Source organism: Clostridium sp. FS41, assembly GCF_000954015.1.
In the GTDB taxonomy this organism is placed as follows: Bacteria; Bacillota; Clostridia; order Lachnospirales; family Lachnospiraceae; genus Enterocloster; species Enterocloster citroniae.
The window spans coordinates 264622-291176 of the sequence record NZ_JYHN01000067.1; the positions used below are offsets into that span (position 1 = coordinate 264622).

The following is a 26555-nucleotide window of genomic DNA, read 5'->3' on the forward strand; positions in this document are numbered from 1 at the left end:
AGTGTCTGGACGAATCCCATGTCCCGCCTTATAATAAGACCCATAAATAAACCAAATGTACAGAAAGGCTGATTCCACATGAATACTCTCAAGGTTAAAAATATTGTTTTCGGGGAAGGGATCCCAAAAATATGCGCTCCCCTGGTCGCCACCGGCTATGAGGTCCTTATTAAGGAAGCCGCGCGCTTTCCTTCCCTTCCCATTGATGTGGCAGAGTGGAGGGCTGACTGGTATGAGGGGATCCTAAGCCCCGACACCTCCCTGGAGGCCCTTCCCGGCCTCACAGATGCCCTTAAGGGCATTCCCCTTCTCTTTACCTTCCGCACCCATAAGGAGGGAGGTAATCTGCCCGCCTCCGCGGACGCCTACTGCGAGCTGCTGCGCCGGGCCATTGGTTCGGGGTTCATCGACATAGTGGATGTGGAGCTGTTTACAGGAGATGGGATCGTCCGGGAATTGACGGATCTGGCCCACCGAAACGGGATCAGGGTCATCCTGTCCAGCCATGACTTCAGCGCCACACCGGATAAAGAGGAGATCTTAAACCGCCTGAAACACATGGAAGCCCTTGGCGCGGACATTGCAAAGATCGCAGTCATGCCAAACTCCCCGGCGGATGTGCTCACGCTTTTATCAGCCACAGAACAAGCTTTTCGCACCCTCTCCTGCCCTGTTATCTCCATGTCCATGAAGGGCACCGGGCTGGTCAGCCGGTTAAGCGGGGAAATATTCGGATCCTGTCTGACCTTTGGCTCCGTGGGGGACGCCTCCGCTCCGGGACAGATTGATGTGACGGAGTTAAAGATGATTCTGGAGACCATGCACAGAGGGCTCACGGGCTGAGCAGTTGCGAATCCTCTACCCGGATGGTTTTGATGTCAGCGCCGCGATGGATCACGGATTAGCCGGGGGGGATTTCACATTTTTTTCACAAACAGCACATAGAATCATCACATTTTTCCTGTATTGTAAAAAATGTAAAAAAGCTAATGCTTTTCATACAACTTTTTCTCACAAACCGGCCGGCAGGGTATACCCTGCCGGCCACTCCTCCGTTTGGATTATAATTTTTTGTCAGACGCAAAGCCGTGTGTCCTGATCAGCATTTTATGTTCTCCGTCACTTCTTTTTCTTTTATATCCACCAGAATAATGTCATTGCCCACCTGGCAGATGTCACAGAAGGGAATGATATACTCCTTTTCCCTTCCAAGAAAACCGCAGATACAGCCCGGGCCGGGCACGATCAGAGCCAGCAGGCACCCTGTCTCCATATCAAAATCCACATCCCCCACAAACCCCAGGCGTTTGCAGGTCTTTACATTGATTACTTCCTTTTGCTTTAAATCATAGATCCGCGTAGTCGTAACCTCCGGCTGCTTCTTACTACTTATATATGCAGCCCTGAACCCATTTAGACTTTGTCACTGCCTTTCCCTATCCGGAAATTTAAATTGGACAGGGAAAAACAGCACTCCAAAAACTACGGTAACAACTCCGGGACCAGGCCGATCACCTGCATTGCAATGACAAGAATAAGCATGATGATGTTTATAACAACGCCCACAATAGAAAGGATCAGTCCAGCCTTTGCCTGTGCGCTCAGCCCATTCTCCCCCTTTGACATAATGGCAAATATGATTCCGAGAATTCCAAACACTATGGCAATCCAGTTGCAGCAGCATGTGACCAGGGCCAGGATTCCCATGACCAGTGAAGTGATGGCCATGCCGTTCTTATCCTCAGCGGGTTTCCGGTACTGGGTCTGATATTGGGTCTGATATTGGGTCTGGTACTGATTCTGCCCATCCCCCTGATACCCCTGCTGATATCCTGGTCCCTGCTGACATACCGGCCCCCGCTGATCCGGAACCTGCAGCTGACCTGGATCCTGCACCTGGCCTGGGTCCTGGTGCCGCCCCGCGCCCTGATGCACCGGCTCCTGCTGTCCTGAATAGGATGGAGGCGCTGTCTTATAGACCGGTTCTCCCTGATTCGGTCCGGTCCCGTTCTGGCTGTTGGGGTTCTGGCTGTTGGGATTCTGGCTGTTGGGATTCTGGCTGATGGGGTTTGGGCCGCTTATATTCCGGCTGCTCCCCTTCTGGGTTCCCATATTATGGGTTCCCTGGTCCAGGGCACCCGGCTGGCAGCGCCCTTCTTGGCGGCTGCCGGAATCAGTCCCGTAGGAATCGGCATCCCCTCCATGGTTCCACGCGTCATGCTGGTCCGCTGCCCCTGGCTGGATCCATGTATCTGTTACTGAAGATGAGGCGGGTGCCTGGCTCCAGGAACTGTCCTGGGGTTCTGCCGGGCATTCCGGCTGCCTGGACGCTCCAACCGGTTCCTCTGAGTTGTTCCCGTTATCTGTTCTATTCAAGCCGGGGCCGCCTTCCCCTGCATAATTGGCATGATCATGTTCGTTGTCCATGTATTGTCCCCTTTCTCTGGCATGTGTCCTTCGGTCAAAGCATACGTGAAAAGTATACCATAACTTACAAAAAAATACAATCCGCCGGAAACCTGCCCCGGCGGACTGCGTCTTGTAATTGTCTTCTCTTTTATCTGTTCCTTTAGAACAGGGGAACTACGGCACCCTCATATTTTTCTTCCATAAATTGCTTTACCTCCGGGCTGGTCAGTGCCTCTACCAGCGCCTTGGTAGCGTCTGTAGTCTCATCGCCTTCCCTTACAGCCACAATGTTTCCATAGGTGGTTGCTGCCAGGGATTCGGAGTCCTCTGCCGCAAGGGCATCGCTCACCTTAAGTCCTGCCTCAATGGCATAGTTTCCGTTGATGACCGCAATGTCGCAGTCAGGAAGGGAACGTGGAAGCTGTGCGGCTTCCAGCTCTACGATATCCAGATTCTTGGGATTCTCAACAATGTCGTTTCTGGTGGCTTCCAGACCCACGCCTTCTTTTAACTTGATCAGTCCCTGTGCTTCCAGAAGCAGCAAAGCCCTTGCCTCATTGCTCACATCATTGGGAACCAGAACGGTTGCTTTATCCTTTAACTCATCCAGGGAGCTGGTCTTTCCTGCATAGATCCCAAAAGGCTCATAGTGGATGGCTCCTGCACTTACCAGTTTGGTGCCGTTCTGCTCATTAAAGGAATCCAGATATGGCTTATGCTGGAAATAGTTGGCATCCAGATCTCCTGAATCCAGGGCGTTATTTGGCAGCACATAGTCTGTGTACTCCACAATGTCCAGCTCATAGCCCTTTGATGCCAGGACTTCCTTGGCAGCGTTTAAGATCTCAGCATGGGGAGCCGGGCTTGCGCCTACAATAATCTTCTTCATTTCTCCGGCGGCCGTGGTTTCTGCTGCCTCAGTTTCAGCGGCTGTGGTTTCTGCCTCAGCACCTGCCGCAGTGGTATCCTCTGCCGTGGTTGGGGCTGCTGTGGTATCTGCGGTTGTCTCCTTCCCGCTGCCTGAGCAGGCTGTCAGTGCTCCTGCGGCCAGAGCTGCGGCCAGAATAGCTGCTCCTAATACTCTCTTCTTCATAATGTTTTCCTCCTCGTTTCAGGGTTTACCCCTTATTTTTTACCCATGACGGGCTGTTTTATCATCAGCCGGAGCCCTCCTCTTTTTGCGATATCCTTATCACATCAGGAAAGCCCCGGGAGATTTATCGTTTCTGTTTTATCTGTTCCGCTTTACCGGTGCTGCCTCATTGGCTCCGTCTTACCGGTTACGTCTTACCGGTTCCGCCGGTTGCCGTCCTGATCAAACAGGCTCTCGATCAGCGGACCCTCTTATCGCCCCTTCTGGACATTCTCATGAACACTTCCTGGATCAGCTGTACAATAATGATCAGAAGCACTACGGTAACCATCATCATATCTGTCTGATAGCGGTGGTAACCGTAACGGATCGCAATGTCGCCCAAACCGCCTCCGCCTGTAAAACCGGCCATGGCGGAATAGCCCAGGATCGTTGTGACGGAAATGGCTGCCCCTACCAGCAGGGAGGGCTTTGCCTCAGGCAGCAGCACCTTCACGATGATCTGCCAGGTGGAAGCCCCCATGGATTTGGCCGCCTCTATAACTCCGGCATCCACTTCCTTTAAGGAGGATTCCACCATACGGCCGATGTAAGGGGCCGCGGCAATGACAAGAGGCACCACCGTGGCATTGCAGCCAATGATCTTGCCCACAATCATTCTCGTAATAGGGATCACCATGATCAGCAGGATAATAAAGGGAATGGATCTGAGTACATTGATCACCAGTCCCAGGACTTTATTAAACAGGGGAACCGGCCTGATGCCGTCCTTGTCCGTAACCACCAGGGCAATTCCCAGCGGAATGCCGATCACATAGGAAAGAGCGGAGGACAGGAACACCATATAAAGTGTTTCCCCGATCCCTTTTATAAGCATCTGCATGGTTGTTGAATCAAACTGCATCTCACCGCACCTCCTCAAACGCCACATTGGCTGTCTTTAAATAATTGCATATCCTGCCCGCATCCGTATCGTCCTCAGGCAGCTGGATGATCATCTGCCCCATGGCCTTGCCCTCGATATCCCTTGTGTCCGCGTGCATGATATTCACCGGCACCTTACAGGCCAGCACCATGTTCGCGATCACAGGCTCCGAGGACTCCCTTCCGTCAAATATGATACGGATCTGCCTGGAGGTTCCAAAGCTGGTCCTCTGGGCTGTCACATCCCCCAGGATCAGCTGACGGCCGATATCAGATTTGGGACCCGAAAAAATTTCAGACACCTTTCCCACCTCTGCAATATGGCTGTGATCAATAATAGCCACCCTGTCACAGATCGCTTCGATAACAGCCATCTCATGGGTGATCACAATGACGGTGATCCCCATCTCCTTGTTTATCTTCTTCAGAAGTTCCAGTATGGACTTGGTGGTATTGGGGTCCAGGGCGCTGGTGGCCTCATCACAGAGAAGTACCTTTGGATTGGTGGCCATGGCCCTTGCAATAGCCACCCTCTGCTTCTGCCCGCCGGACAGCTGGGCCGGATACGCCTTCATCCTGTCCTCAAGGCCCACCAGGCGCAGCAGTTCCTCCGCCCGTTTTTTCGCCTCACCTTTGGCTGTCCCGGCAATTTCCAGGGGGAAGCACACATTCTGGAGCACATTCCTCTGCGCCAGGAGGTTAAACTGCTGGAATATCATTCCCATGGACCGCCTGGCCAGCCGCTTCTCCCTGTCCTTCATGGCCGACAGGTTCTTTCCCTCAAAGATCACCTTGCCTGAAGTGGGCACCTCAAGATAATTAATGCAGCGCACCAGGGTGCTTTTGCCTGCCCCTGACAATCCGATAATACCAAAAACCTCTCCGCTGCGGATCTCCAGATTAATATCCTCCAGCGCTGTCACCGGGCCGCCGGACGTCTGAAACTGTTTTCCCAGTCCCTCCAGACGTATGATGGCATTTTCTTTGTTATCTTCCATGGCTTTTGTTCCTTTCTTCTGTTATTCCAGTATTTAATCCGCCTTGGCAAGTTGGGTCGGGCGCCGGGCGATCCCCATGATATGATTTTGCCGGAGCCCCTGAATAAAACAAAGAATCCTGCCCGCGGGATTCTCCGCCTGCGGCGGGTCGCTTCAGCAACATCTTCCCTTCCGCCGCAGCGCAATCCCCGCGGAGCGTTATTTGTATCATAGGGATTTTCAGAGGAATTTTCTATGATATAAAAAGGGCCGCACGTCCTGCAAGGACTTGCGGCCTGAAAGATTCTCTCCCAAAGCAACTCAATCTAAATTCATCACAATCCATACAGTTGGTACTTACATTCAGTTTTTTGCCCATGCGGATACACAGCACATCATCATGTACATGCCGTTCATCATATCCATATTCATCTGCATGGCTTTGAACTGATTCATAAGATCCTCCTGTATTTATTCTCTATAGATCAACTAGGAATTGTCTTAGTTAAGAAGATACATCACCCAATGGTATTTGTCAAGACTTTTTTGCAGTCTGATCCTGCTCTGATATGATCCTGATCTGATCCTGCTCTGATCCTCATCCGGTTCTGATCTAATCCTGATCCAGTATAAATGCCTGTGCCATGCCCTGAAGTTCCTGAGCCTTGTCCTGATCCAGATCGGCCAGATATGGATTTCCCACAGGCGTCTCCTGGAATAACAAAGCATAGGCCGTACATGCTGCCAGATACGTCCCCTCCACGGAAGGATGCTGACCATCCTCCCCCCAGAGCTGCAGTTCCTCATCCTGCTCCAAGGCTTTGGCAAATACTTCCCCTCCGGGGATCAGCAGCGCGTCCAGCTCCTCTGCAATGGTCCTGTATCCGGCTGCCAGCTGTCCCTGCACCATTTCCCTGGAAAAGGCACCTGCGCCTTCCTCCGGTGCCCAGGTCATGAGAAATGCGGTCTGGCCTCCTGCGGCCTTGATCATCTCGTCCAGTTTCCGCGCATAGGGGTACATATCCTTTTTTGCATTGAAAGCAACAGCCGCATTGGTGTTCTCCTGAAGGACCACAAAATCCCATGGTTCACTTTGCAGCGCATCAGTAAGGATCTCGCCCAGTTCATCTTCCGGGTCTGAAAAGCGCTGGAGCGTATAGGACCCCTCCGTCAGGTCATACACATCCACCCCATGCCCCCCGGCCTGCGCCATCTCAAAGAACATACCCGGAAGATCATTGGTATATGTATGGCTGTTTCCCACAAAGAGGATCTTATCCCCGTCCTTGACAACCGGATCAGGAATCTTCCTGTATGTTTCCCCGGACGCTTTAGCGCTGTCGTCTTTCCCCTCATCCTGCTCTGCATCCTGTGCAGATCCTGTTGTGGTTTCCTCCGATGGCTCCTGCTGTTTTGCAGGCTGGGCCGTGGTCCGGTCTCCGCCATCTTTGCTGTCCGCACCGCATCCTGAAGACGCGGCCGCAGCCATGGCAATTGCCAAAACGGCCGCCATAATCCTGATCCTTTTCATACCCTTCCTCCCATGCCAGCTTACTGGCATAACAATCCGGCATAACAATCTGCCGTTAAACCGCTGCATTGTCCGATCCCGGGACCTCTGCCTGCCGATCCCGGCCCCCTGTCCTGCCGCCTCCGGCAGGACAGGGGTTCCCTATTTTATCATCTGATACCAGGTCAGCGGCACAGCTCCACGATTGCCTGAGCAAATATCTTGGCGCTGACCACCAGCTCATCCACCACCGCGAATTCATCCGCGCCGTGCATCCTGTTATCCGTATCCGGAAGGGCCGCTCCAAAGGCAACGCCGTTCTTCAGGTGATGAACATAGGTACCGCCGCCAGTGGATTCACAGCTTCCCTGAAGTCCTGTGTACTCCTCGTAGCAGGCCAGCAGCGTTTTTACAAAGCGGGAGTTTCCATCCACATGGTGAGGAGGCACCATGGTCTCATTCTCCAGTGTCACGCCCTTGTCTGCCATGTTTTTCTTCACTGTCCTGAGTACATTATCCTCATTGGAGCAGATGGGGCAGCGGCTGTCAAATATGCCTTCCAGACTGTCTGATGAAACAGTCAGCATACTGAACGCGAGGGTAAGGGCTCCGGACAGTTCATCCTCCATGGCGATCCCGGCAGCCTTTCCGCAGGTGTCTCCGTGAGGAAACAGCTCCACAAGCGCTTTGACAGCGTCCATCTGCCCGCATTCTGCCAGGGGCAGACGCGTCAGGTATAACAGAAGTCCGGTGAGGGCATTCTTTCCCTCCTGGGGAGTGGAGGCATGGGCGCCCTCTCCCTGGGCAGTGATACGGAATACAGGGAAGCTGCCTTCAAAGCCAAAGGAAATACCTGTCTCCGCCTTCATCTCCTCCGCCAGTGTCTCCAGGGTTGCCAGATCGATTCCCTCCACCGTTGCCTTGGCCTTGCCCGGCACTACGTTGGCCTTGATGCCGGCCTCCACCTTCACAAGTCTGGGCACTGCCTCGGAAGCCTTAAACTCAGCATGGAAATGTCCCTCCAGGCGCCCTTTTTCAATGTTGATCACAGGAAATTCCGCATCTGGTGAAAATGTCATGGGAGCTTCTTTTTCCTTGTCATAGTAATAGGCTATATCAGAGCTTCCGCACTCCTCATCCGTTCCCAGGATCAGGCGGACGTTCTTATTCAGGGGGATTCCCAGCTCCTTCACCGCCCTCATGGCATAGAGGGCTGCCACTGCCGGGCCCTTATCATCCGCAGTGCCGCGTCCAAACAGCTTTCCGTCCTTAACAACCGGCTCATAGGCCGATGTCTCTGTCCATCCCTCGCCGGCAGGCACTACATCCAGATGGGCCAGAATATCCAGCTGGCTTTCCTTGTCATTGAGATCAGCGGTTCCCACGTAATTATCATAATTGGTAATGGAAAATCCATAGCCCTCAGCCATGGAAAGGGCTGCCTGGAGGGCCTCAAAGGTTCCCTCACCGTAAGGTTTTCCTTCCGTATAAGGCATCTTCTCGCTGTTGATCCTGCAGAGCCTGCAGATATCCTCTATCATATCTTCCCTGTGGCTGTCAATAAATCCTTCAATCTCTTTTCTATAATCCATTTTAAGAACTCCTTTTCTCTAATTCAACATGGATGCCAATGTCTCATTTACCACTTTTCCATCGGCCTTGCCCTTTACCCTTGGCATCAGCACCTTCATGATGGCCCCTTTATCCTTTGCTGTGGGGGATGCCAGCCCCAGTTCCTCCAGAACGGAAGCTATGACTTCTTTGATCTGCTCCACACTCATGTCCTCCGGCGCAAATTCCCTGTACACAGCAAGCCTTGCGGCGGCATCCCGGCGGATATCCTCACGGTCGGCCGGAGCCAGGTCATAGGTCTCCTGGGTCTGCTTGATCTCCTTTTTCACGATCGCGTCTTCCTCCGCCTCGGTCAAAGGCTCCCTCTTATCTATCTGTGCGTTCTTAAGGGCGGATAACAGCATGGAAAGGGAATCCTTCCTTGCCTTGTCCTTTGCCTTCATGGCCTCCACCATGGCTGCCCTTACAACATCAATTTTACTCATGTCATTACCTCCTTACATTTCCCTGTTTCATTATGCCTTGCCAAATTCACTGAGCCTCAGGTTGGGGTTGCGGTCCAGGACCATTCCCACGCTCCAGCTGTTAATGAACAAAAGCAGCGGATTGTCCTTAAGATCCTTGATTCGCTTCATATCGGATGTTCCCTGGATCCGGGCCACATCCACCTCCTCCGGATTCTCCACCCAGCGGATATGCTCAAAGGGAAGTTTCTCCAGAATAACCTCCACATTATACTCATTCTGGAGGCGGTATGTCAGCACTTCAAACTGCAGCACGCCAACCACCCCCACAATGATCTCCTCCATCCCGGAATTAAATTCCTGGAAGATCTGGATAGCGCCCTCCTGGGCGATCTGGTTCACCCCCTTAATAAACTGCTTGCGCTTCATGGTATCCACCTGGCGCACCCTGGCAAAGTGCTCGGGCGCAAAGGTGGGGATCCCCTCAAACTCAAACTTTTCATTGGAGACGCACAGTGTATCCCCGATGGAAAAGATACCGGGATCAAACACGCCAATGATATCCCCCGCATACGCCTCCTCCACGATCTTACGGTCCTGGGCCATAAGCTGCTGGGGCTGGGTCAGACGGATCTTCTTCCCCCCCTGCACATGGTTCACCTCCATGCCGGCCTCAAATTTACCGGAACAGATGCGCATGAAAGCAATCCTGTCCCTGTGGGCCTTGTTCATGTTGGCCTGGATCTTAAACACAAAAGCGGAAAAATCCGGGCGGAAGGGGTCGATCTCCCCGTCCAGCGTCTTTCTTGAAAGAGGCGTGGTGGTCATCTTAAGGAAATGCTCCAGGAATGTCTCCACACCGAAATTCGTCAAAGCTGAACCAAAGAACACAGGCGACAGGTTTCCCCGCTGCACCCGGTCCATGTCCAGTTCATCGCTGGCCCCGTCCAAAAGCTCGATATCGTCAGTAAGCTGCTGGTGATAGTCGTGCCCGATGATACTGTCCAGATCAGCCTCATCCAAATCATATTCCTGGCTCTCCACTTCCTTTGCCCCGCCCATGGCAGCGGTAAAGGTGGTTATCTTTTTCGTAAAGCGGTCGTAAACCCCTTTAAAGCTCTTCCCGCATCCTATGGGCCAGTTCACGGGACAGGTGCGGATGCCCAGCACATTTTCAATCTCGTCCATCAGCTCGTAGGGATCCCTGGCCTCACGGTCAAATTTGTTGATAAAGGTAAAGATGGGGATATGGCGCATAACGCATACCTTAAACAGCTTAATGGTCTGTGCCTCCACACCTTTGGAGCCATCGATCACCATGACGGCCGAGTCAGCCGCCATCAGGGTACGGTAGGTATCCTCGGAGAAGTCCTGGTGTCCCGGTGTATCCAGGATATTGATACAGAATCCTTCATAATTAAACTGCATGGCTGACGAAGTAACGGAGATACCTCTCTCCTTCTCAATCTCCATCCAGTCAGACACCGCGTGCTTGGCTGCCTTACGGCCCTTTACGGTTCCGGCCAGGTTGATGGCGCCCCCGTAAAGCAGGAACTTCTCAGTCAATGTGGTCTTACCTGCATCGGGATGGGATATGATTGCAAATGTCCTCCGCTTTTTAATCTCTTCTGCCAACTGGTCATCTATCTTTGACAAGTTTTTGTCCTCCATTTTTTAGTATTTGTTCCAATGCACTTTTTAAGTCTAATTTTTTATTTTATTATGAATATGACCATAAGTCAAGGCTTATCCTCTCACATCCCATGGCAATACGCTTCAGCCGCAGATCTCACTGAGAAGGGAATCCGCCACTTCCTCCTTGGACATCATGGGAAGCTCCTTTTCCATCTTCTCTGTGATGATCGTGACCACATTGGTATCCGTGCCGAATCCCGCGCCCTCCACCTTCAGGTTATTGGCAACGATCATGTCAATATGCTTTTTCTTAAGCTTTGCCCTTGAGTTTTCCAGCATATTCTGGGTTTCCATGGAAAATCCGCACAAAAACTGCCCTTCCCTGCGGTGGCTGCCCAGCCAGCCAAGGATATCGTCCGTGCGCTCCAGGGCAATGGAAAGATCGCTGTCCTTTTTCTTTATTTTCTCAGTTCCCACCGAGGCCGGCCTGTAATCAGCCACTGCAGCTGCCTTGATAATAATATCCTGTTCCCGGCTGCGTGAAGTGACCGCCTCAAACATCTGTCTGGCGCTCTCCACTGCCACCACATCTGCAAACAGGGGCGGCGCCATGTCCACGGGACCGCTTACCAGGGTGACCTGGGCACCGCGGTACGCCGCAACCCGGGCAATGGCATATCCCATCTTGCCGGTGGAATGGTTGGTAATGTAGCGCACCGGATCCATGGCCTCCCTGGTGGGACCGGCTGTCACAAGGATCTTCTTCCCTGCCAGGTCCTTTGGATAGCCTGCCTCCCGCAGGATATATTGATATAACACCTCCGGCTCCGGCATCTTTCCGGCCCCGATATCCCCGCAGGCCAGATAACCGCAGGCCGGGTCGATAACCTCCATCCCATACCCGCGGCAGATCTCCAGGTTATCCTGGAGAATAGGGTTCTCATACATATTGGTATTCATGGCAGGGGCTATGATCTTTCTGCACCTGCACGCCATGATCGTGGTAGTCAGCATATCGTCCGCAATGCCGTGGGCGATCTTGCCAATGACATTGGCGGAAGCCGGGGCCACCATCACCACGTCCGCCTGTTTTGCCAGGGCCACGTGCTCCACGCTGAACTCAAAGTTGCGGTCAAATGTGTCCACCAGGCATTTGTTCCCTGTGAGACTTTCAAATGTAATGGGGTTGATGAAATTAGTGGCATTCTCTGTCATGAGCACATGCACCTTTACCCCCTGCTTTACCAGCATGCTTGCCAGGCCGGCAATCTTATAAGCTGCTATACTTCCTGTCACTCCAAGAAGAACGGTCTTTCCTTTTAACATATCATCCTCCATGCGATCCTCTGGTTGTCTTTCCCGTTTTTCTATGTTACAATCCATGATAAAGTATATCACATATTTTTTCCAATGGAAAGGAGTTCCCCCCAATGATTTTAGCCATTGATATGGGCAATACAAACACCGTGATCGGCGGCATAGACGAAGAAAAAACATATTTTATCGAGCGGGTCACCACGGATCAGGGACGGACCGATACAGAATACGCTGTGAGTTTTAAGAACATTTTGGAAATGCACCAGATCGATATTTCCACCATTGAGGGAGCCATTCTCTCCTCCGTGGTCCCTCCCCTTAATTCCACTATTTTAAGCGCTGTGGAAAAAGTGACCGGGATCCTTCCCCTTCTTGTGGGCTCCGGCATGAAGACCGGCATGAATATTATCATGGACAACCCAAAGACAGTGGGAAGCGACCAGATCGTAGATGCCGTGGCCGCCAGCCATGAACATCCCCTGCCTCTTATCGTCATCGATATGGGTACCGCCACCACTCTGTGCACCGTGGACAAGAAGGGAAATTACATCGGAGGAGTCATCCTTCCCGGACTTAAGGTATCCTTAAATTCCCTGAGCAGCAAGACAGCGCAGCTGCCCTATATCAGCCTGGAGGTCCCCGGCCACGTCATTGGCAAGAATACCATTGACTGTATGAGATCCGGGATCGTGTACGGCAATGTGGATATGATCGATGGCATTTTGGACCGCATGGAAGCGGAACTTGGAGAAGAGCCCACAGTGATCGCCACCGGCGGACTGGCCAAATTCATCACCCCGCTCTGCCGCCATAAGATCATTGTGGACGATGCCCTTTTGCTCAAGGGATTATTGATCTTATATCGGAAAAACACATTACAGGAGCGGTGAGCCGCAGTCCCCTGTCCCATCTCCCTCTGTATGTAAAAGAGATTTTAGGCGGTTCTCGCCAAATTTAAAACTGCATCCAAAACAGCGCCCGGATCCCCATCCCGGCGCTGTTTTCTCTATCGCTCATATTTCCGTTTTGTATATATTTCTGTTTTGTTTATATTTCTGTTTCACCCATATTTCTATTTGGCTGACCGAATTTAATGATCCTCTGTCCCGTCAGCCGCCTTTTGCTCCATTTCCCCAAAAGGCAGAAGAAATTGGGGAAGCCCGCTGGAATAGGGAGCGATATCATAGTGCTGGTAGTAAAGCACGATCCCTTGGGGCGTGAGATAGAAGTTCTCCGCCTGGAAGGTACTTCGCAGCAATTCAGGGTAATTGTCAAAATAGGTGGATGGATCAGCCTTCAGCCGCTGGGCGATCTCGTATTCGATCCAGTTTTGGATCGCTTCCACATATCCGGGATCGTCCATAAAGAAGTCCCCCAGACGCAGCTGCCTGCCTGTTTCAAAATCCCAGGTCTGGGATGTACGCACCGTCATTCCGTGAGCTCCTCCCGTGAATTCATACTGGTCCAAATACAGGCTGACAATACAGTCATGGTTGTAGGTCACCTGATACCCCATGATAAACTCATAGGAAAAAAAGGGATACCCATTGCTTTTGCCGTACTGGTAATCCGTTACCGCCTGGGGATACAGGCTGTCTTGACAGTGCCTCCTTTTCTCCTCCGCCATGGATCGGTAGAATCCGCTGATGGATGCCGCCGCCTCCCGGCTGCAGGTGCTGGTAAACCCGGGATAATAGATCCGGCAGTTTACCACAGGCGTGCCCTGATATTCCATCTGCTCTGTCACTGTGTACTTTGTTATGGTCTGCATGGAAACCTCATATCTTTTTTTACAATATATGAGCCGCCATGTACCCATATTACGCTCTGGCTTTTTTGATCTCCTCCGTTATCACGGGCACTACCTCGAACAGGTTTCCCACAATGCCGTAGTCTGCGATGCCGAATATGGGAGCTTCCGGATCCTTGTTGATGGCGATAATGCAGTCAGCCCCGCTCATGCCCGCCATGTGCTGGATGGCGCCGGAAATGCCGCAGGCAATGTAAATCTTTGGGGCAACGGTCTTGCCGGTCTGTCCCACCTGATGGGAGTGGCTGATCCAGCCCGCATCCACTGCCGCCCTGGAAGCGCCCACGGTTGCGCCCAGCACATCCGCGAGAGTACGCATAAGCTTAAACCCGTCCGGTCCGCCCAGTCCGCGGCCCCCTGATACAATGATCTCAGCCCCTTCCAGGTCTACCACCTCGCTGGCCGCCTCCCGGATGATCTCAAGGACAGTGGTCCGGATCTTTTCTTTGGGGAAAGAATACACCTCTTTTATGATCCCGGCCCTGGAAATCCCTGCTTCCGGCTTTTTAAAAACCCCGGGGCGGACCGTACCCAGCTGCGGCCGGCAGTCCGGACATAGAATGGTTGCCATCAGGTTTCCTCCAAATGCAGGACGTGTCCAGGCCATGTTGCCGGTCTCCGCATCCACATCCAGACTGGTGCAGTCCGCGGTCAGCCCGGTCTTTAAGCGGCAGGAAAGCCTGGGGCCCAGGTCACGGCCCGTGGGCGTTGCACCGATGAGCATGGTGGTGGGTCCATATTTCTCTATGAGAAATGTAAGGGCAGCCGTATAAGCGTCCGTGGAGTACTCCTTAAACTCCTCGGAATCCACAACAATGATCTCGTCCGCTCCGTATTCTCCCGCTGCCTGAACCGAAGCCTCTGTCCGGCAGCCGATCACCACGGCCACCAGCTTTCCCTCCTGCTTATCAGCCAGTCTGCGGCCCGGGTTCAGCAGTTCCAGCCCCACTTTTCTCGGAGTCCCGTCTTCCTTTGTCTCAATCAATACCCATAAATCCTTTGTCTTTGCGTCCATCTGCGGTATCCCCTCCTCCTTATATCAGGCAGGCAGCGCTAAGCATCTGAACCAGCTTGGCTGCCGATGCCTGGTCACTGTCCTCCTTAATGATGACTCCGCCTTTTTTGCGTTCCGGGCAGAAGGATTTCTTCACCTTGGTAGGCGAACCTTTAAGCCCTGCCCGTGTAAGGTCAATATCCGGCAGATCCGCGGCAGTGAGAACAGGGATCACTGCGCGGTTGGCCGCCATCTTCCTCTTAATGGAAGGGTAACGCGGGTCAAAACCAGGCTTGGTAAATGTGATCAGACACGGCATGGTAATGCCGATCATCATATTGTAGTCCGGCCCTTCTTTCAAAACCCGGAAGGTGTTTCCCTCCGCCTCCGCCTCCAGAGCATAGGTCACCTGGGGCAGACCAAGATGCTCCGCGATCTCAGGCCCCACCTGGGCCGTATCCCCGTCAATCGCCTGCTTGCCGCAGAAAATAGCGTCAAATTTTCCCTCTGTCTCCTCGATCTTCCTGATGGTGTGTGACAGAATATAGCTGGTAGCCAGTGTATCCGATCCCCCAAAGGCCCGGTCTGAAACCAGATATGCCTTGTCCGCTGCAATGGCGAGGCATTCCTTTAACGCATTCGTTGCCTGATTGGGGCCCATGGACACCACCACTATCTTTGTATCCGGGTTGGCATCCTTGATGCGTGCAGCTGCTTCCAGCGCGTATCCGTCAAACGGATTGACAATGCTGGGAACGCCGTCCCTGATCAATGTATTGGTCACCGGGTCTATTTTTATTTCCGTTGTATCCGGCACCTGTTTGATACATACTAATATATTCATAATTCATCCCTCATCTTTATAACAGATTTACGCTGCCGCACCTTTTTCCCTTAATTCCTGTGCTCTGCGCTCCTCCTCGTCCTCCGCTGCGATCACAGACCTGTTATATGACAGATCATCCTTTCGCTTATCCCTGGAAGCAATAAATATGTAGCATACAATACCTACCGCAAATCCCCAAGCGGCGCCTCTGGCGACCATGACAGCCGCAATGGCTCCTGCAATGGCCAGGTCCGACTTGTCCCGGCACAGCCCGATACCGCTGGCCGTGCAGGTAAATCCCTGGGACACCAGGCAAAGGCTCATACAGATCGGTGCAATGGGGCGCACCAGGCTTACGATCGGTGTAAAGATCATTGTGATAAACGGCATATAGTTTCCCGACATGGCGCCGCCGTGCACACTGTAGAATCCTTTCTCTCCGCGGTCCTCATACCCCTGAAGCATGGAGATGGTGAACGCCGCTCCCAAAGGGGATGCAAGTGGCCCAAAGGGGCAGATCAGGCCCAGAACCAGGTTTCTCAACCCTGCTGTAATGCTTACACGGTTTACATTCAGCTCACAGTATTCATCTTCTCTTGACTTGGTTCCGTCCCTGACGATTTCCTTCAGCACCAGGGTGTCGCCAAATGCAACAATATAAATGGCAAATGCCGTGGGAATGGCGGAAATCAATATGGCGGGACTTGGAAATCCTACGGAAAACGGTGACAGTTCTTTAAACATGATTGCAAAATTCGGAATCGTCAAAATAGGAAAGATGGAAAATTCCATGGGGCTCTCACCGGTGAGAGCAGCCAGGATCATTGCCAGGATAACTGCCGGTACAAGTCCAAAGCTTGCCAGCATCTTTGCCACAGGATTCCCCTTTTTAACCCAGCCCTTAAAAACAGGGCTGTACAGCAAAAAGATCATTGCAACCGTGGATACCATGATCGTGATGGGATAGGTTCCCACACGGCCGCCTGACTTGTATTCACCAAAGATCGAAGCAATGGCCGCACCCAGGACAATGCCGCCTTTGATGCTGGGCGGGACAAAGGCAATTACCTTTTTAGCAAGCCCTGTTCCGCCTAAGAACAGGAAGATTGCCGCCAGCATCAGCTGCAGTGCTGCCATGGCCTGGACCTGAAGTTCTGCCGGATATCCCTGGCAAAACGCAATTACAAGGGGCACTGCGGGCATGATCCACCCGCACACCGTGGGATCTCCTGCCAGGGAATTGATAATATAAAGGAATGTGCTGATAAATGCAGCCCCATAGGCAGCTTCCTCACTCACCCCTGTACAAAGCATGATCGTGGATATTGCGCCAAAACACAATACGCCGTTACACATGCCCTGAATTGCCTCAGGAAATGTGGGATTACAATGGATAAACGGAATACGCACCTTAAACATCCCCATTTTTATATACGGCTGCTCCCCGCCATACGGTCTCTTCATAGCCATACCAAAATCCTCCTCACTTTATCACTTAAGTACCATTATCATCTCTTGGTAAAATCTCAATAAAGTTTTGCCAATTCCCTGGATACCACCAGGCGCTGGATCTGATTCGTCCCCTCAAATATCTGGAATATCTTGGAATCACGCATCATTTTCTCCACGGGATATTCCTTGCTGTAGCCATAGCCGCCAAAAATCTGCACCGCATCTGTGGTGACCTTCACCGCATTGTCACTGCAGAAGGTCTTTGCACAGGAGGCCTCCATGCTGACTCTCTTGACACCGGAGTCCAGCAGGCGCATTGCGCCAAATACCAGCTGCCGCCCTGCCTCGGTACCGATCTGCATATCTGCCAGCATCATCTGGATCGCCTGGTTTTCTATGATGGGCTTTCCAAACTGCTCCCTGGTCTTTGCATAGGCCACGCTTTCTTCCAGTGCGTTCTGGGCAATGCCCACTGCCACTGCAGCGTTATAGATACGCCCTGTATCCAGGCCGCCCAAAGCGATCCTGATACCATCGCCCACTGAGCCCAGCATATTGGCAGCCGGTACCCTGACGTCCTCCAGGAACAGGTCACAGGTATTGGAAAGGCGGAGTCCCATCTTGTTTTCATGCTTGCCTACGCTGAGTCCCGGTGTACCGCCCTCTACCATAAAGGCCACCGTCCCCTTGGAGCCAAGAGACCTGTCCACAGTGGCGATAATCACGTACAGATCACTGTATGCGCCGTTGGTGGCAAAGCATTTAGTACCATTGAGTATGTAATCATCCCCGTCCCTGCGGGCCGTGGTGCGCAGGCTCAGTGTGTCAGAACCTGCATTTGGCTCCGTCATGCTGAAGCTTCCATGGGCGCCTGGTATTAAGATATCGGCCGCCCTCTGTTTCTGCTCATCATTGCCCCCCAGCAGGATACACTTAAGGGTCATGGATGTGCTGAGCATGGTGATGGCAAAGCCGGGATCACATCTTCCCATTTCTTCCAGAGCCACTGCCATGGTCACATAATCAAGTCCGGCGCCGCCGAACTCTTCCGGTATCTGCAGACAGTGAAGCCCCATTTCAAACGCTTCCCTGTAAATATCCTGAGGAAACTCTCCCTTATCATCCAGTTCCCTCAGATAGGGTTTCACTCTCTTTGCCATAAAGTCACGAATCAAATCCCTGATAGACAGCTGATCTTCCGTATAAATCATTGCCATATTCCTTCACCTCACAAGTTCAAATTAGATCATTCACAGTTATGGTGTTTCACTACGATAGCCCCGCTTCTTTTCATCTCATCCAGCTGTTCCTGGGTATAACCGTACTGGCTGAGGATCTCCTCAGTGTGATAACCGATGGGTTTGGACTGTTCCAGGGGCGGAAGTCCCATACTCTGGAAACGCACAGGCGTGTCTGTGACAATACCATCCACCCCGTTGTCATAGTGGATCTTTCTGAGGAAATCATTCTCCCATGCCTGAGGATCTGACAGTATGTCATCCACGGTAAAACATTTTCCGGCAGGCGTATCTTTTTCCTTAAAAATCCGTACCCACTCATCCGCATCCTTTTTCATAAAGCCTTCTTCAATGAGGTTGACCACTTCCGTGACACGCCCTTCTGCCAGCACCTTGTTATAGCTGCTGTACACGGGGGAGCCGATCAGGTCGGGCCTCTCGATCAGATCCATACATTTGTTGAATTCAGCGTCATAAACCGGCATGCACAAATAGATCCATCCGCCGTCCCTGGTGGGATATGTGTTGTTGAGAGGGCTGGGCGGGTTCTTTCTGGAGCTGGGATAATGATTGTCATATGTACTGGTCACGATCCCCACTGTCAGGAAATACAGGGCGGTGTGGTACAGGCTGATAAATACACGGTCCCCCAGCCCTGTTTTTGCCTTTTTCACCAATGCCCCGCAGATGCCTGCCGCAAGGGCCACTGAAGTGGGAAGATCCCCCAGGGCGTTGGGCCAGTTCATGGGGGCGTCTCCCTCCTGGGGCAGGGAGCGGAACCAACCGCCCCTGGCCGCATAACAAATGGTGTCATAGCCCGGATTATCTTTTTCCGGACCGCGGTCGCCGTATCCTGTAACCTGGGCGTAGATCAGCCCGGGGTATTTTTCCTTCAGTGATTCGTAATCCAGATGCAGTTTATCCAGGGCCTTCTGGCGCCAGCTGGTGGCAAACACATCCGCTGTTTCCAGCAGTTTATGCAGCGCCTCCATTCCCTCCGGCTTTTTCAGATCCAGGCAGATATATTGCCGGTTTCCGCCCACCATCATATCCACGCAGTGATTATAATCTTCCTTCATAAAATCGATCATCTTAAATGACGGCCCTAAATGTCTGCTGGGATCCCCCTGGGGCCGCTCGATCTTATACACGGTTGCGCCCCAGTCAGCCAGCAGCCGCGGTGCTCCGGGAACAGCCACATATTCTGCCAGTTCAATAACTTTAATGCCTTCTAATGGTTTCATAGTCGGAATACCTCTCTTTGTCATCTTACAATCAGCAGTAATTGGATGTCCTTATCTCCCCGTCCGCATCGATTACTTTGCGGACCAGAGTAAGGCGCTGAACCGTGCGGGGGCCTTCCTCAAACCACATGGCGCGGGCATCCCGGTACAGGCGTTCCACCGGCCCGTAAGGATTGTCCTCAAAGTATCCGATCCCGCCGAAGATTTCCAGACAGCCGTCCGACACGGTGCGGACCGTATCAATTCCGTGAAGCTTCATCATGGATGAGATCATTTCTATATCCTCACCCCTGTCCGCTTTCTGGGCGCAGTCCCGTACCAGCAGCCGCAGTGCATGGACCTGCGTGGCCATATCTGCCAGCATCTGCTGCACGGCCTGGCGCTGGATCAGCGCTTTTCCAAAGGTGACCCTGTCCTTTGCCCTGGCAATGGCCAGTTCCAGCATACGCTGTGAAAGTCCCAGCAGGCAGACGCCAATGGATGCACGGGATACGGCCAGGGCATGAAGGAATACGGTGAGTCCTTCCCCTTCCGCTCCCAGACGGTACTCATCCGGTATCTCCATGTCTTCCATAATCACATCCCCATGTCCTGTGCCCCTGCAGCCCATCATATGAGGCATGTTCTCTACTCTCAGGCCCTTTGTGTCAGCCGGAACATAGAACGCCGTATGGCCGCCCTTTTTACGTTTTCCTTCATCTGAAACAGCGATGATATAGTACGCATCGCAGATATCTGTAAAGGATATCAGGGTCTTGCGCCCGTTCAGGACCCATTTGTCCCCTCTCTTTACGGCTGTGCTGCGGATGTCAACGCCGGAACCGCAGTCAGGCTCGGTGAGGGCAAAGGCCACAAAGAAATCACCGGTCCCCATTTTGGGAAGGTACTCATTCTTCATTTCCTCTGTGCCGTGCTCCGCCATGATCTCCCAGCTCAGTCCGTTTGCTACATGGAAAAACATGCGGATCGCCTGGTTGCCCCTTCCGATCTCCTCCAACACTGTAAAGTACTGCTCCAGGCACAAGCCCATGCCGCCGTACTGGGTGGGAAGGGAAAGGCGGAACATATCGTTTTTCTTACCGATCTCCCACATCTCCGGCGGATAAACATTACTTTTTTCCATTTCCGCGGAAAGGGCTTCCATATCGTTTTCAACTACATGGCGGATCTTCATCCTCAGTTCGTACAGTTCTTTCTCACTGATCCTCTGGTCGTTTAACATTCTTTTATTCCTCCTATTTTTGTTTGATTATTCTTACAAATTTGTTAATCCCGTTCTTCTGCCGGAAACACCAGGCGGATCCAGCGGCTCCGCAGCCAGAGACTCCTCCTCCAGTGGTTCCGGCCCCGGCCCCATAACTCCAATGGTTCCGCAGGCTCCTGTTTCAGACATGTTTAATATTTCCTCGTCCGAGTATCCCAGTTCTTTTAAGATCGCAGCATTGTGCTCCCCCAGTTTGGGGGCGGGCGCCGCATGTTTCAGGGATACGGGAATGGAACTTATAAGCTGCGGTATCCGTGTCTGAAGTGTTTCACCCGTACATGGGAAATCGCAGTATTCCATCAGTCCCGTATCCTGTTCCAATATGTAATTGACGGCATCCGTCTTATCCATGACCCACATGGCGCATATGTCCTTGTCCTCCAGCCATTTCTTCCATTCCTGCGTTGTCCGGCTTTTAAACAGCTGCTCCATTGTATCAAAGGCTTCTCTGGCCTCCCCGGGATGGCTTAGCTTAAATGGCTTTAATTCTTCCAGACCGTTCAGGGAAAGGAAGGTATCCCAGAATTTGTCCTCCAGCATACCCACGGATATCTTTCCGCTGTCCGCTGTCTCGTACACGTTGTAAGCCAGGACCGGGAAGTCCAGCGTATCCGCGGTCAGCCGGCTGCCTGAAAACTGGTACCTGGCATCCAGTATGGAATTCCACCAGACAAACGAATCAAACATACGGATGTCGCAGAACGCCCCCTTACCTGTCCCATTTCTCTGTAAAAGCGCCGCCATAATACTCTGGACCGCAACCATGGCCGTGGACAGATCCACCAGATGGATCGGGCTGGTCTTTCCTCCGTTCAGGGAGAGATAACCGCTGAGGGCCTGGAAATTGATATCGTGAAATGCCATCAGGCTTCTGGGATCATCCTGCCCAAAGCCGGTCAGGGAACAGTGTATGATATCGGGCCTGATCTCCTTCTCATGGCTGTAGTCAATTCCCAGACGTTCCATGACTCCGGGACGGAAGTTTTCAATCACCACATCCGCCCGCTCCAAAAGACGGAAGTATGCTTCCCTGCCTGCTTTGCTCTTCAGGTTCAGGGACAGGCTCTTTTTATTGCGGTTCAGCGCTGAAAAATAGTGGCTGACACCATTGATCTTTGGATCATCGCTACGGCACAGATCACCCCTTGATATTTCTTCAATTTTGATCACATCCGCACCCAGGTCTGCAAAAACCTGAGTCGCATAACCGCCCAGCAGGTATCGGGTATGGTCAAGTATTGTCAAACCGGAAAAAACATTTTCTGTCATATTTATGCTTTCCTTTTTTTATCAGATTCAATTCATGGATATCCCCAGATCGTATGCCTCCCTGAGGGCGTCCATGGCCTTTCCGGGCGTGCAGGCATCACCGATCAAGGAAACCTCATGAAACTCTTTCTCTATCTCCTCATACAGGCCACGGTCCGCTTTTGACCCAATGGCAAGGACCACCGTATCAGCAGGGATCTCCTCTGCTCCATCAGGCCCTTCCACCACTACTCTGTCCCTTTTTATCTCCGTGAGACGGGTGCCTGTGCAGATCCTGACCCCCAGCTTTCTCAGCCGGTCCATCATAATCCAGCGGGTCGTCTTGCCAATATCCCTTCCCGCCTTATCAAGCATTTCCACAACAGTGACCTTTTTGCTGCCGCTGTTAAGCATCTCATACAGCGCTTCCTGGGGCTCTGCCTTGTACAGGGTAAGGAACCGGAGGGCTTCAGGGGTCAATGTCCCTTCCTCCCCCAGCAGGATGGCTGTCTCAATCCCCACCGCGCCGCCGCCCACGACCACCACATCCGAGCCTGTATCTGCATGTTTCTTAAGCACATCCCAGGCCTGCACAATGTGAGCGCCTTCTTCAGACGGAACTCCCGGCCTTACAGGACGTGCTCCGGTAGCTGTCACAACATGGTCAAATCCTTGTTCCTTCACTGCGCGAAATACTGACTGCGCATCCGCCCTGGTGTTAAAACAGAACCGTACCCCCGCCTTTATACAGGCAGACTGCAGATAATCCGCCAGGTAATCAAAATCATGGCGGGCAGGGGGAACGGCCGCCAGCCGCAGCTGGCCTCCACAGCACGGTCCTTCTTCCCATATGACAACCCTGTGTCCTCTCAGAGAGGCCACCCTGGAGAATTCCATTCCGGCCACACCGGCGCCGATTACCAGGATCTTCTTTGGATGGTCCGTCTTTTTTTCAGTGGGCAGGAGGCCGTTTTCATCCCTGAGCAGACTTTCCCTGCCGCACTCGGCATTGCAGAGACATTCAATACTCTTTCCGCTCATGGAATGGTCCAGACATCCCTGGTTGCATCCCACACAGGGCCTGATGTCCTCCACCCTTCCCTCCGATGCCTTGCGGGGAAGCTCAGGGTCCGCCAGCAGAGGCCGGCCAAACACGGCGAAGTCCACATCCCCCCGCTCCACCAGTTCCTCCGCTGTCCGGGCATTCATGCGGTTGCCCATCATCACCGGAATTGAAACCGACCGGCGTATGTTCCTCCCCAGATAGCTGAATACACCGTGGGGCAGGTCCATGGTTACCTGGGGCACACCGCTCTCATGCCATCCTCCGGTGACACTGATCCCATCCGCGCCTGCCTGTTCCAGCATAGCGGCGATCCGGCACGCCTCCTTGTTGGTATTGCTTCCCGGGACAAAATCACTCCCGCCCATGCGTACCGTGACCGGAATATCCTTTCCCACCTGCCCGCGCACAGCCCCAATGGTTTCCACCAGGAACAAAGCCCTGTTTTCCAGGGAACCGCCATACTGATCCGTGCGCAGGTTGGTCAGGGGGGATAGGAACTGTCCAAACAAATATCCCGAATTAGTACATATCTCTATCCCGTCAAAACCGGCCTCCACCGCCCGTCCGGCTGCCCGGGCAAATGCCTGTTCCAGGTCCAGGATCTCATCTACTGAAAGTTCCCTCGGGGTCTCCCCGGTCATCCGCGTAAAAACAGCTGATGGCGCCACTGCCTGCACCCCGTCTATATAATCCCTGGATTTCGCATACCTTCCCTGGTGGATCAGCTGGGCAAAGGTTTTGGCTCCCCCATCATGGATCACCTGTACCAGCGGACGGAGTTTTTCTGTAAAACAGTCCTCATACAGATTAAACCCGGGCATAACATGCCTGTGGGTGGGATCCACATGGATATTGCCTACGATCACAAGGCCGATCCCTCCTGCTGCGCGGACCCGGAAATATTCCAGGCTGCGCGCTGTAGGCATTCCCCCTTCACTATACCCATCCACCATAGGCGCCATTACCATCCTGTTTTTAAGCTGCAGAGCTCCGATCATGGCTGGGGTATACAGTTTCTTCATGTCTTTTCACTCTCCTTATCTTCTTGGAATCACACGGTCACAGTACAAGATGTCTTAAGCCATGAAGGCTGCAGTATGCATAGACTTCCCAGCCTCTCTTGCACTGGAACTGACAATGTTCACGTCCCATACGGCAAATACTGCGATCACAGTATGAATAAGCATCGTTTCCGGCCATGGCAAATACAGCCTGAGCCTTTAAAGATGTATCCAAAAATTTCATCTGCCCTCCTTCGTAGGTAAGTAAATAAATCCACTCGATCCGATGCTCCTCTGTCATTGGATGGCTTCCGCCTCCAACCGAGATCCGGACCGCGTTATGCTGCGCCCCTCCAAAAAACACATAGGAGAGAATATGGGTCCTGTCCTCCTCATCCGGACCAGGCGTCTCCAGGCGCAGGCGCGTTCCATTGCACCCGCACTTGGATCCAGTGAGCGGACATCCTCCATACTCTATGCTTACGCTGCCGCAGCTTTCACACCGGTAAAATACCGGATGACTGCTGTGCATGGGCGGGCGGCGGCTGGTCATACAGGCCGTTGTATAATTTTGTCTTTCCGGAATCATTTGACCTCCATATGTTTTGCCTCGCATTTTATCTTCCGTCTGACGTCTTCCCTTAGCTTAAATTTCTGTACCTTTCCCGTTTCCGTCCTGGGCAGGCTGTCTATGAATTCCAGCCGCTCCGGCCATTTATATTTTGCGGTCCCGTTCTTTTCCATATGGGCCTGTATCTGCGCCAGGTCCATTGGTTTATCCTTATCCTTTAACACCAGGTACGCGCAGGCCTTTTCCCCCATACGGTCATCAGGATAGGATACCACGGCCGCCTCAATGATATTTTCATGCAGCATCAGGATACCTTCTATCTCCACGCTGCTGATATTCTCCCCGCCCCGGATGATAATGTTCTTTTTCCTGCCTGTAATACGTATAAATCCATCATCATCCATGATGCAGAGATCCCCGCTGTGGTACCATCCTTCCTCATCAATGGCAGCACTTGTCATCTCCGGCTCATCAATGTATCCCATAAACACACCGGGACCTTTGGACAGTTCCTCACCCTCCACCCAGGGTCCTACCTGATTGCCCCGTTCATCCACCACCTTAATCTCGGTGCCCGGTACGGGCAGGCCGTCTGTTGTCAGCACTTTTTCAGTGGGGAAATAGGGGGAGACAATACAGTGCGGGGCGCTCTCCGTGGATCCGTAAACCCCCAGCACCTTGATCCCCTTTTTTAATGCTTTCTCTACCAGGGTACGTGGGATGGGCGCTCCTCCGCAGTAAAAGAACCGGAGGGAAGAGATATCCACGTCAGGCCGTTCCTCGATCCGGCGCATGACATCATATGCAATTACAGTAGGCCCCTCGATCACCGTGCACTTTTCCTGCTGGATCATATCCAGGCACCGGTCCACGGTATACCGTTCCAGGAGCACGCTGGTCATTCCGGTTATAAAGGGGACGATGACGCCGTACATCAATCCGGTGGCATGGGACAGGGGAACCGGCATGATCATGGAGTCAAAGCTGTGCAGATCCGTCATGGATATATAGCCCTTCATATTGGCTATAAGATTATTGTGGGTCAGCATCACGCCTTTTCCAACGCTCTCTGTACCGGATGTGAACAGAACAATTGCCACGTCATCGGCCTCGCCCCGGCAATACGCTGCGGGCAGTGCATCCCTTTCCAGGATGTCTGAGAGATGGTCCCATTTTCCCTCCTCTTTGCCGTAAGGAGCATGCTTGTCCACGATCACAATCTTTTTCAGACTGGGAACACTTTCAGCCACCTTCTGTGCCAGTTCCACATGATCGTAATTTCTAAACTCACCCGGAACAAAGATCAGTTTGGAAGAACATTTTGACAACCGGTGGATCAGTTCGCTCTCCCTGAAACCGGTAAGCAGCGGATTGACCACAACTCCTGCCTTCAGGCAGGCAATGAGGATCAGGGTAAACTCCGTCCAGTTGGGCAGCTGGACGGAAACAATGTCCCCTTCCTCCAGTTTACATTCTGTCTTTAAGTAAGCTGCCAGCCGGTCGGATGCCTGGTCCAATTCCCTGTATGTATATGACGAGCCCTGGTCATCTGCAACCATGGCCTTGTCAGGATAAGATCTCACTGACAGCAGCCAGTAGTCCATCAAGGTAGCATCACCCCAAAGCCCCTGCTTCCGGTATTTTTCCGCCTGTTCTTTGTCAATTTCAACTGCTAACTTCCCCATTGTACCCCTCCTGTTTTGCACAAAAATAGTTAAACAATTCAACATTTTACAGACAATATGCTGTGTGTTTCTGTTTGTTAATTTTTTATTAATTGAATTATATCCCAAAAATATTCATATTTGAATTTATAATCAGTAAATACCGTACAAATATGGACTATTGACTATTTTTGTCTAAATATGGACAAATTATTACATGTGTATCAGTGCTGAAAATTCAACGGCAAATAGCTCTTTTCCGGCTGCTTTCATAGT

General features: G+C 52.4%; 23 protein-coding genes. 2 read left to right on the forward strand and 21 right to left on the reverse strand.

Features of this window, described 5'->3' with window-relative positions; all coding sequences use genetic code 11:
- Nucleotides 1-78 precede the first annotated feature (78 nt).
- On the forward strand, nt 79-843 hold the full coding sequence (gene aroD / locus CLFS41_RS20955; protein ID WP_045093356.1) for a type I 3-dehydroquinate dehydratase: 765 nt from the start codon (nt 79-81) through the stop codon (nt 841-843).
- A 256-nt stretch (nt 844-1099) separates the two neighbouring features.
- On the opposite strand, the gene CLFS41_RS20960 is transcribed toward aroD, so the two are convergent.
- The 10 genes from CLFS41_RS20960 to coaBC all read right to left on the reverse strand — a co-directional run bounded on the left by CLFS41_RS20960 (nt 1100) and on the right by coaBC (nt 11910).
- Nucleotides 1100-1393, reverse strand: coding sequence for a YlmC/YmxH family sporulation protein (locus CLFS41_RS20960; RefSeq protein ID WP_045093357.1), 294 nt, complete (start codon nt 1391-1393; stop codon nt 1100-1102).
- A gap of 89 nt (nt 1394-1482) precedes the next feature.
- Nucleotides 1483-2427 carry a hypothetical protein gene (locus CLFS41_RS20965; protein WP_045093358.1) on the reverse strand — a complete coding sequence of 315 codons (945 nt, stop codon included), beginning with the start codon at nt 2425-2427 and terminating at the stop codon, nt 1483-1485.
- A gap of 142 nt (nt 2428-2569) precedes the next feature.
- Nucleotides 2570-3502: a MetQ/NlpA family ABC transporter substrate-binding protein gene (locus CLFS41_RS20970; protein WP_045093359.1), complete on the reverse strand. Its 933-nt coding sequence runs from the start codon at nt 3500-3502 to the stop codon at nt 2570-2572.
- Between the two features lie 238 nt (nt 3503-3740).
- A complete protein-coding gene (locus tag CLFS41_RS20975) occupies nt 3741-4406 on the reverse strand; it encodes a methionine ABC transporter permease (protein ID WP_007863699.1) in 666 nt (221 codons plus the stop codon).
- A gap of 1 nt (nt 4407) precedes the next feature.
- Nucleotides 4408-5424 (reverse strand): ATP-binding cassette domain-containing protein, encoded by a 1017-nt coding sequence (locus CLFS41_RS20980; protein ID WP_007863697.1) that lies wholly within the window; start codon nt 5422-5424, stop codon nt 4408-4410.
- A 592-nt stretch (nt 5425-6016) separates the two neighbouring features.
- Nucleotides 6017-6934 carry a DUF4886 domain-containing protein gene (locus tag CLFS41_RS20985; protein ID WP_007863693.1) on the reverse strand — a complete coding sequence of 306 codons (918 nt, stop codon included), beginning with the start codon at nt 6932-6934 and terminating at the stop codon, nt 6017-6019.
- Between the two features lie 164 nt (nt 6935-7098).
- The gene (pepV, locus tag CLFS41_RS20990) at nt 7099-8505 is read right to left on the reverse strand and encodes a dipeptidase PepV (RefSeq protein WP_007863691.1); all 1407 of its coding nucleotides are present in this window, start codon (nt 8503-8505) and stop codon (nt 7099-7101) included.
- An 18-nt stretch (nt 8506-8523) separates the two neighbouring features.
- Nucleotides 8524-8970, reverse strand: coding sequence for a GatB/YqeY domain-containing protein (locus tag CLFS41_RS20995; RefSeq protein WP_007863690.1), 447 nt, complete (start codon nt 8968-8970; stop codon nt 8524-8526).
- A 30-nt stretch (nt 8971-9000) separates the two neighbouring features.
- A complete protein-coding gene (locus tag CLFS41_RS21000; RefSeq protein ID WP_007863688.1) occupies nt 9001-10605 on the reverse strand; it encodes a peptide chain release factor 3 in 1605 nt (534 codons plus the stop codon).
- Between the two features lie 120 nt (nt 10606-10725).
- A complete protein-coding gene (coaBC, locus tag CLFS41_RS21005) occupies nt 10726-11910 on the reverse strand; it encodes a bifunctional phosphopantothenoylcysteine decarboxylase/phosphopantothenate--cysteine ligase CoaBC (RefSeq protein ID WP_007863686.1) in 1185 nt (394 codons plus the stop codon).
- A 104-nt stretch (nt 11911-12014) separates the two neighbouring features.
- Here coaBC and CLFS41_RS21010 point away from each other — a divergent pair, with 104 nt between their 5' ends.
- Entirely contained in the window at nt 12015-12791 is a 777-nt protein-coding gene (locus tag CLFS41_RS21010) for a type III pantothenate kinase (protein ID WP_007863681.1), read from the forward strand.
- A gap of 200 nt (nt 12792-12991) precedes the next feature.
- On the opposite strand, the gene CLFS41_RS21015 is transcribed toward CLFS41_RS21010, so the two are convergent.
- The 11 genes from CLFS41_RS21015 to CLFS41_RS21065 are packed head-to-tail and all read right to left on the reverse strand — an operon-like array spanning nt 12992 to nt 26300.
- On the reverse strand, nt 12992-13672 hold the full coding sequence (locus tag CLFS41_RS21015; protein WP_007863679.1) for a DUF3298 and DUF4163 domain-containing protein: 681 nt from the start codon (nt 13670-13672) through the stop codon (nt 12992-12994).
- A 49-nt stretch (nt 13673-13721) separates the two neighbouring features.
- A complete protein-coding gene (locus tag CLFS41_RS21020; RefSeq protein WP_045093360.1) occupies nt 13722-14726 on the reverse strand; it encodes an electron transfer flavoprotein subunit alpha/FixB family protein in 1005 nt (334 codons plus the stop codon).
- A 19-nt stretch (nt 14727-14745) separates the two neighbouring features.
- Nucleotides 14746-15549 carry an electron transfer flavoprotein subunit beta/FixA family protein gene (locus tag CLFS41_RS21025; protein ID WP_045093361.1) on the reverse strand — a complete coding sequence of 268 codons (804 nt, stop codon included), beginning with the start codon at nt 15547-15549 and terminating at the stop codon, nt 14746-14748.
- A 27-nt stretch (nt 15550-15576) separates the two neighbouring features.
- Nucleotides 15577-17001 carry a hypothetical protein gene (locus CLFS41_RS21030; RefSeq protein WP_007863673.1) on the reverse strand — a complete coding sequence of 475 codons (1425 nt, stop codon included), beginning with the start codon at nt 16999-17001 and terminating at the stop codon, nt 15577-15579.
- Nucleotides 17002-17057: 56 nt separating this feature from the next.
- Nucleotides 17058-18200 (reverse strand): acyl-CoA dehydrogenase family protein, encoded by a 1143-nt coding sequence (locus tag CLFS41_RS21035; protein ID WP_045093362.1) that lies wholly within the window; start codon nt 18198-18200, stop codon nt 17058-17060.
- Nucleotides 18201-18229: 29 nt separating this feature from the next.
- On the reverse strand, nt 18230-19465 hold the full coding sequence (locus CLFS41_RS21040) for a CaiB/BaiF CoA-transferase family protein (protein ID WP_045093363.1): 1236 nt from the start codon (nt 19463-19465) through the stop codon (nt 18230-18232).
- 31 nt (nt 19466-19496) lie between these two features.
- On the reverse strand, nt 19497-20687 hold the full coding sequence (locus CLFS41_RS21045) for an acyl-CoA dehydrogenase family protein (RefSeq protein ID WP_045093364.1): 1191 nt from the start codon (nt 20685-20687) through the stop codon (nt 19497-19499).
- Nucleotides 20688-20720: 33 nt separating this feature from the next.
- Nucleotides 20721-21998 carry a CaiB/BaiF CoA-transferase family protein gene (locus CLFS41_RS21050; protein WP_045093365.1) on the reverse strand — a complete coding sequence of 426 codons (1278 nt, stop codon included), beginning with the start codon at nt 21996-21998 and terminating at the stop codon, nt 20721-20723.
- Nucleotides 21999-22025: 27 nt separating this feature from the next.
- Nucleotides 22026-24065: an FAD-dependent oxidoreductase gene (locus CLFS41_RS21055; RefSeq protein WP_045093366.1), complete on the reverse strand. Its 2040-nt coding sequence runs from the start codon at nt 24063-24065 to the stop codon at nt 22026-22028.
- A 37-nt stretch (nt 24066-24102) separates the two neighbouring features.
- Complete coding sequence (locus CLFS41_RS29560) at nt 24103-24633, reverse strand: desulfoferrodoxin family protein (RefSeq protein ID WP_007863659.1); 531 nt, start codon at nt 24631-24633, stop codon at nt 24103-24105.
- The gene (locus CLFS41_RS21065; RefSeq protein WP_045093367.1) at nt 24630-26300 is read right to left on the reverse strand and encodes an AMP-binding protein; all 1671 of its coding nucleotides are present in this window, start codon (nt 26298-26300) and stop codon (nt 24630-24632) included. Before CLFS41_RS21065 ends, CLFS41_RS29560 begins: the two co-directional genes overlap by 4 nt.
- Between the last annotated feature and the right edge of the window lie 255 nt (nt 26301-26555).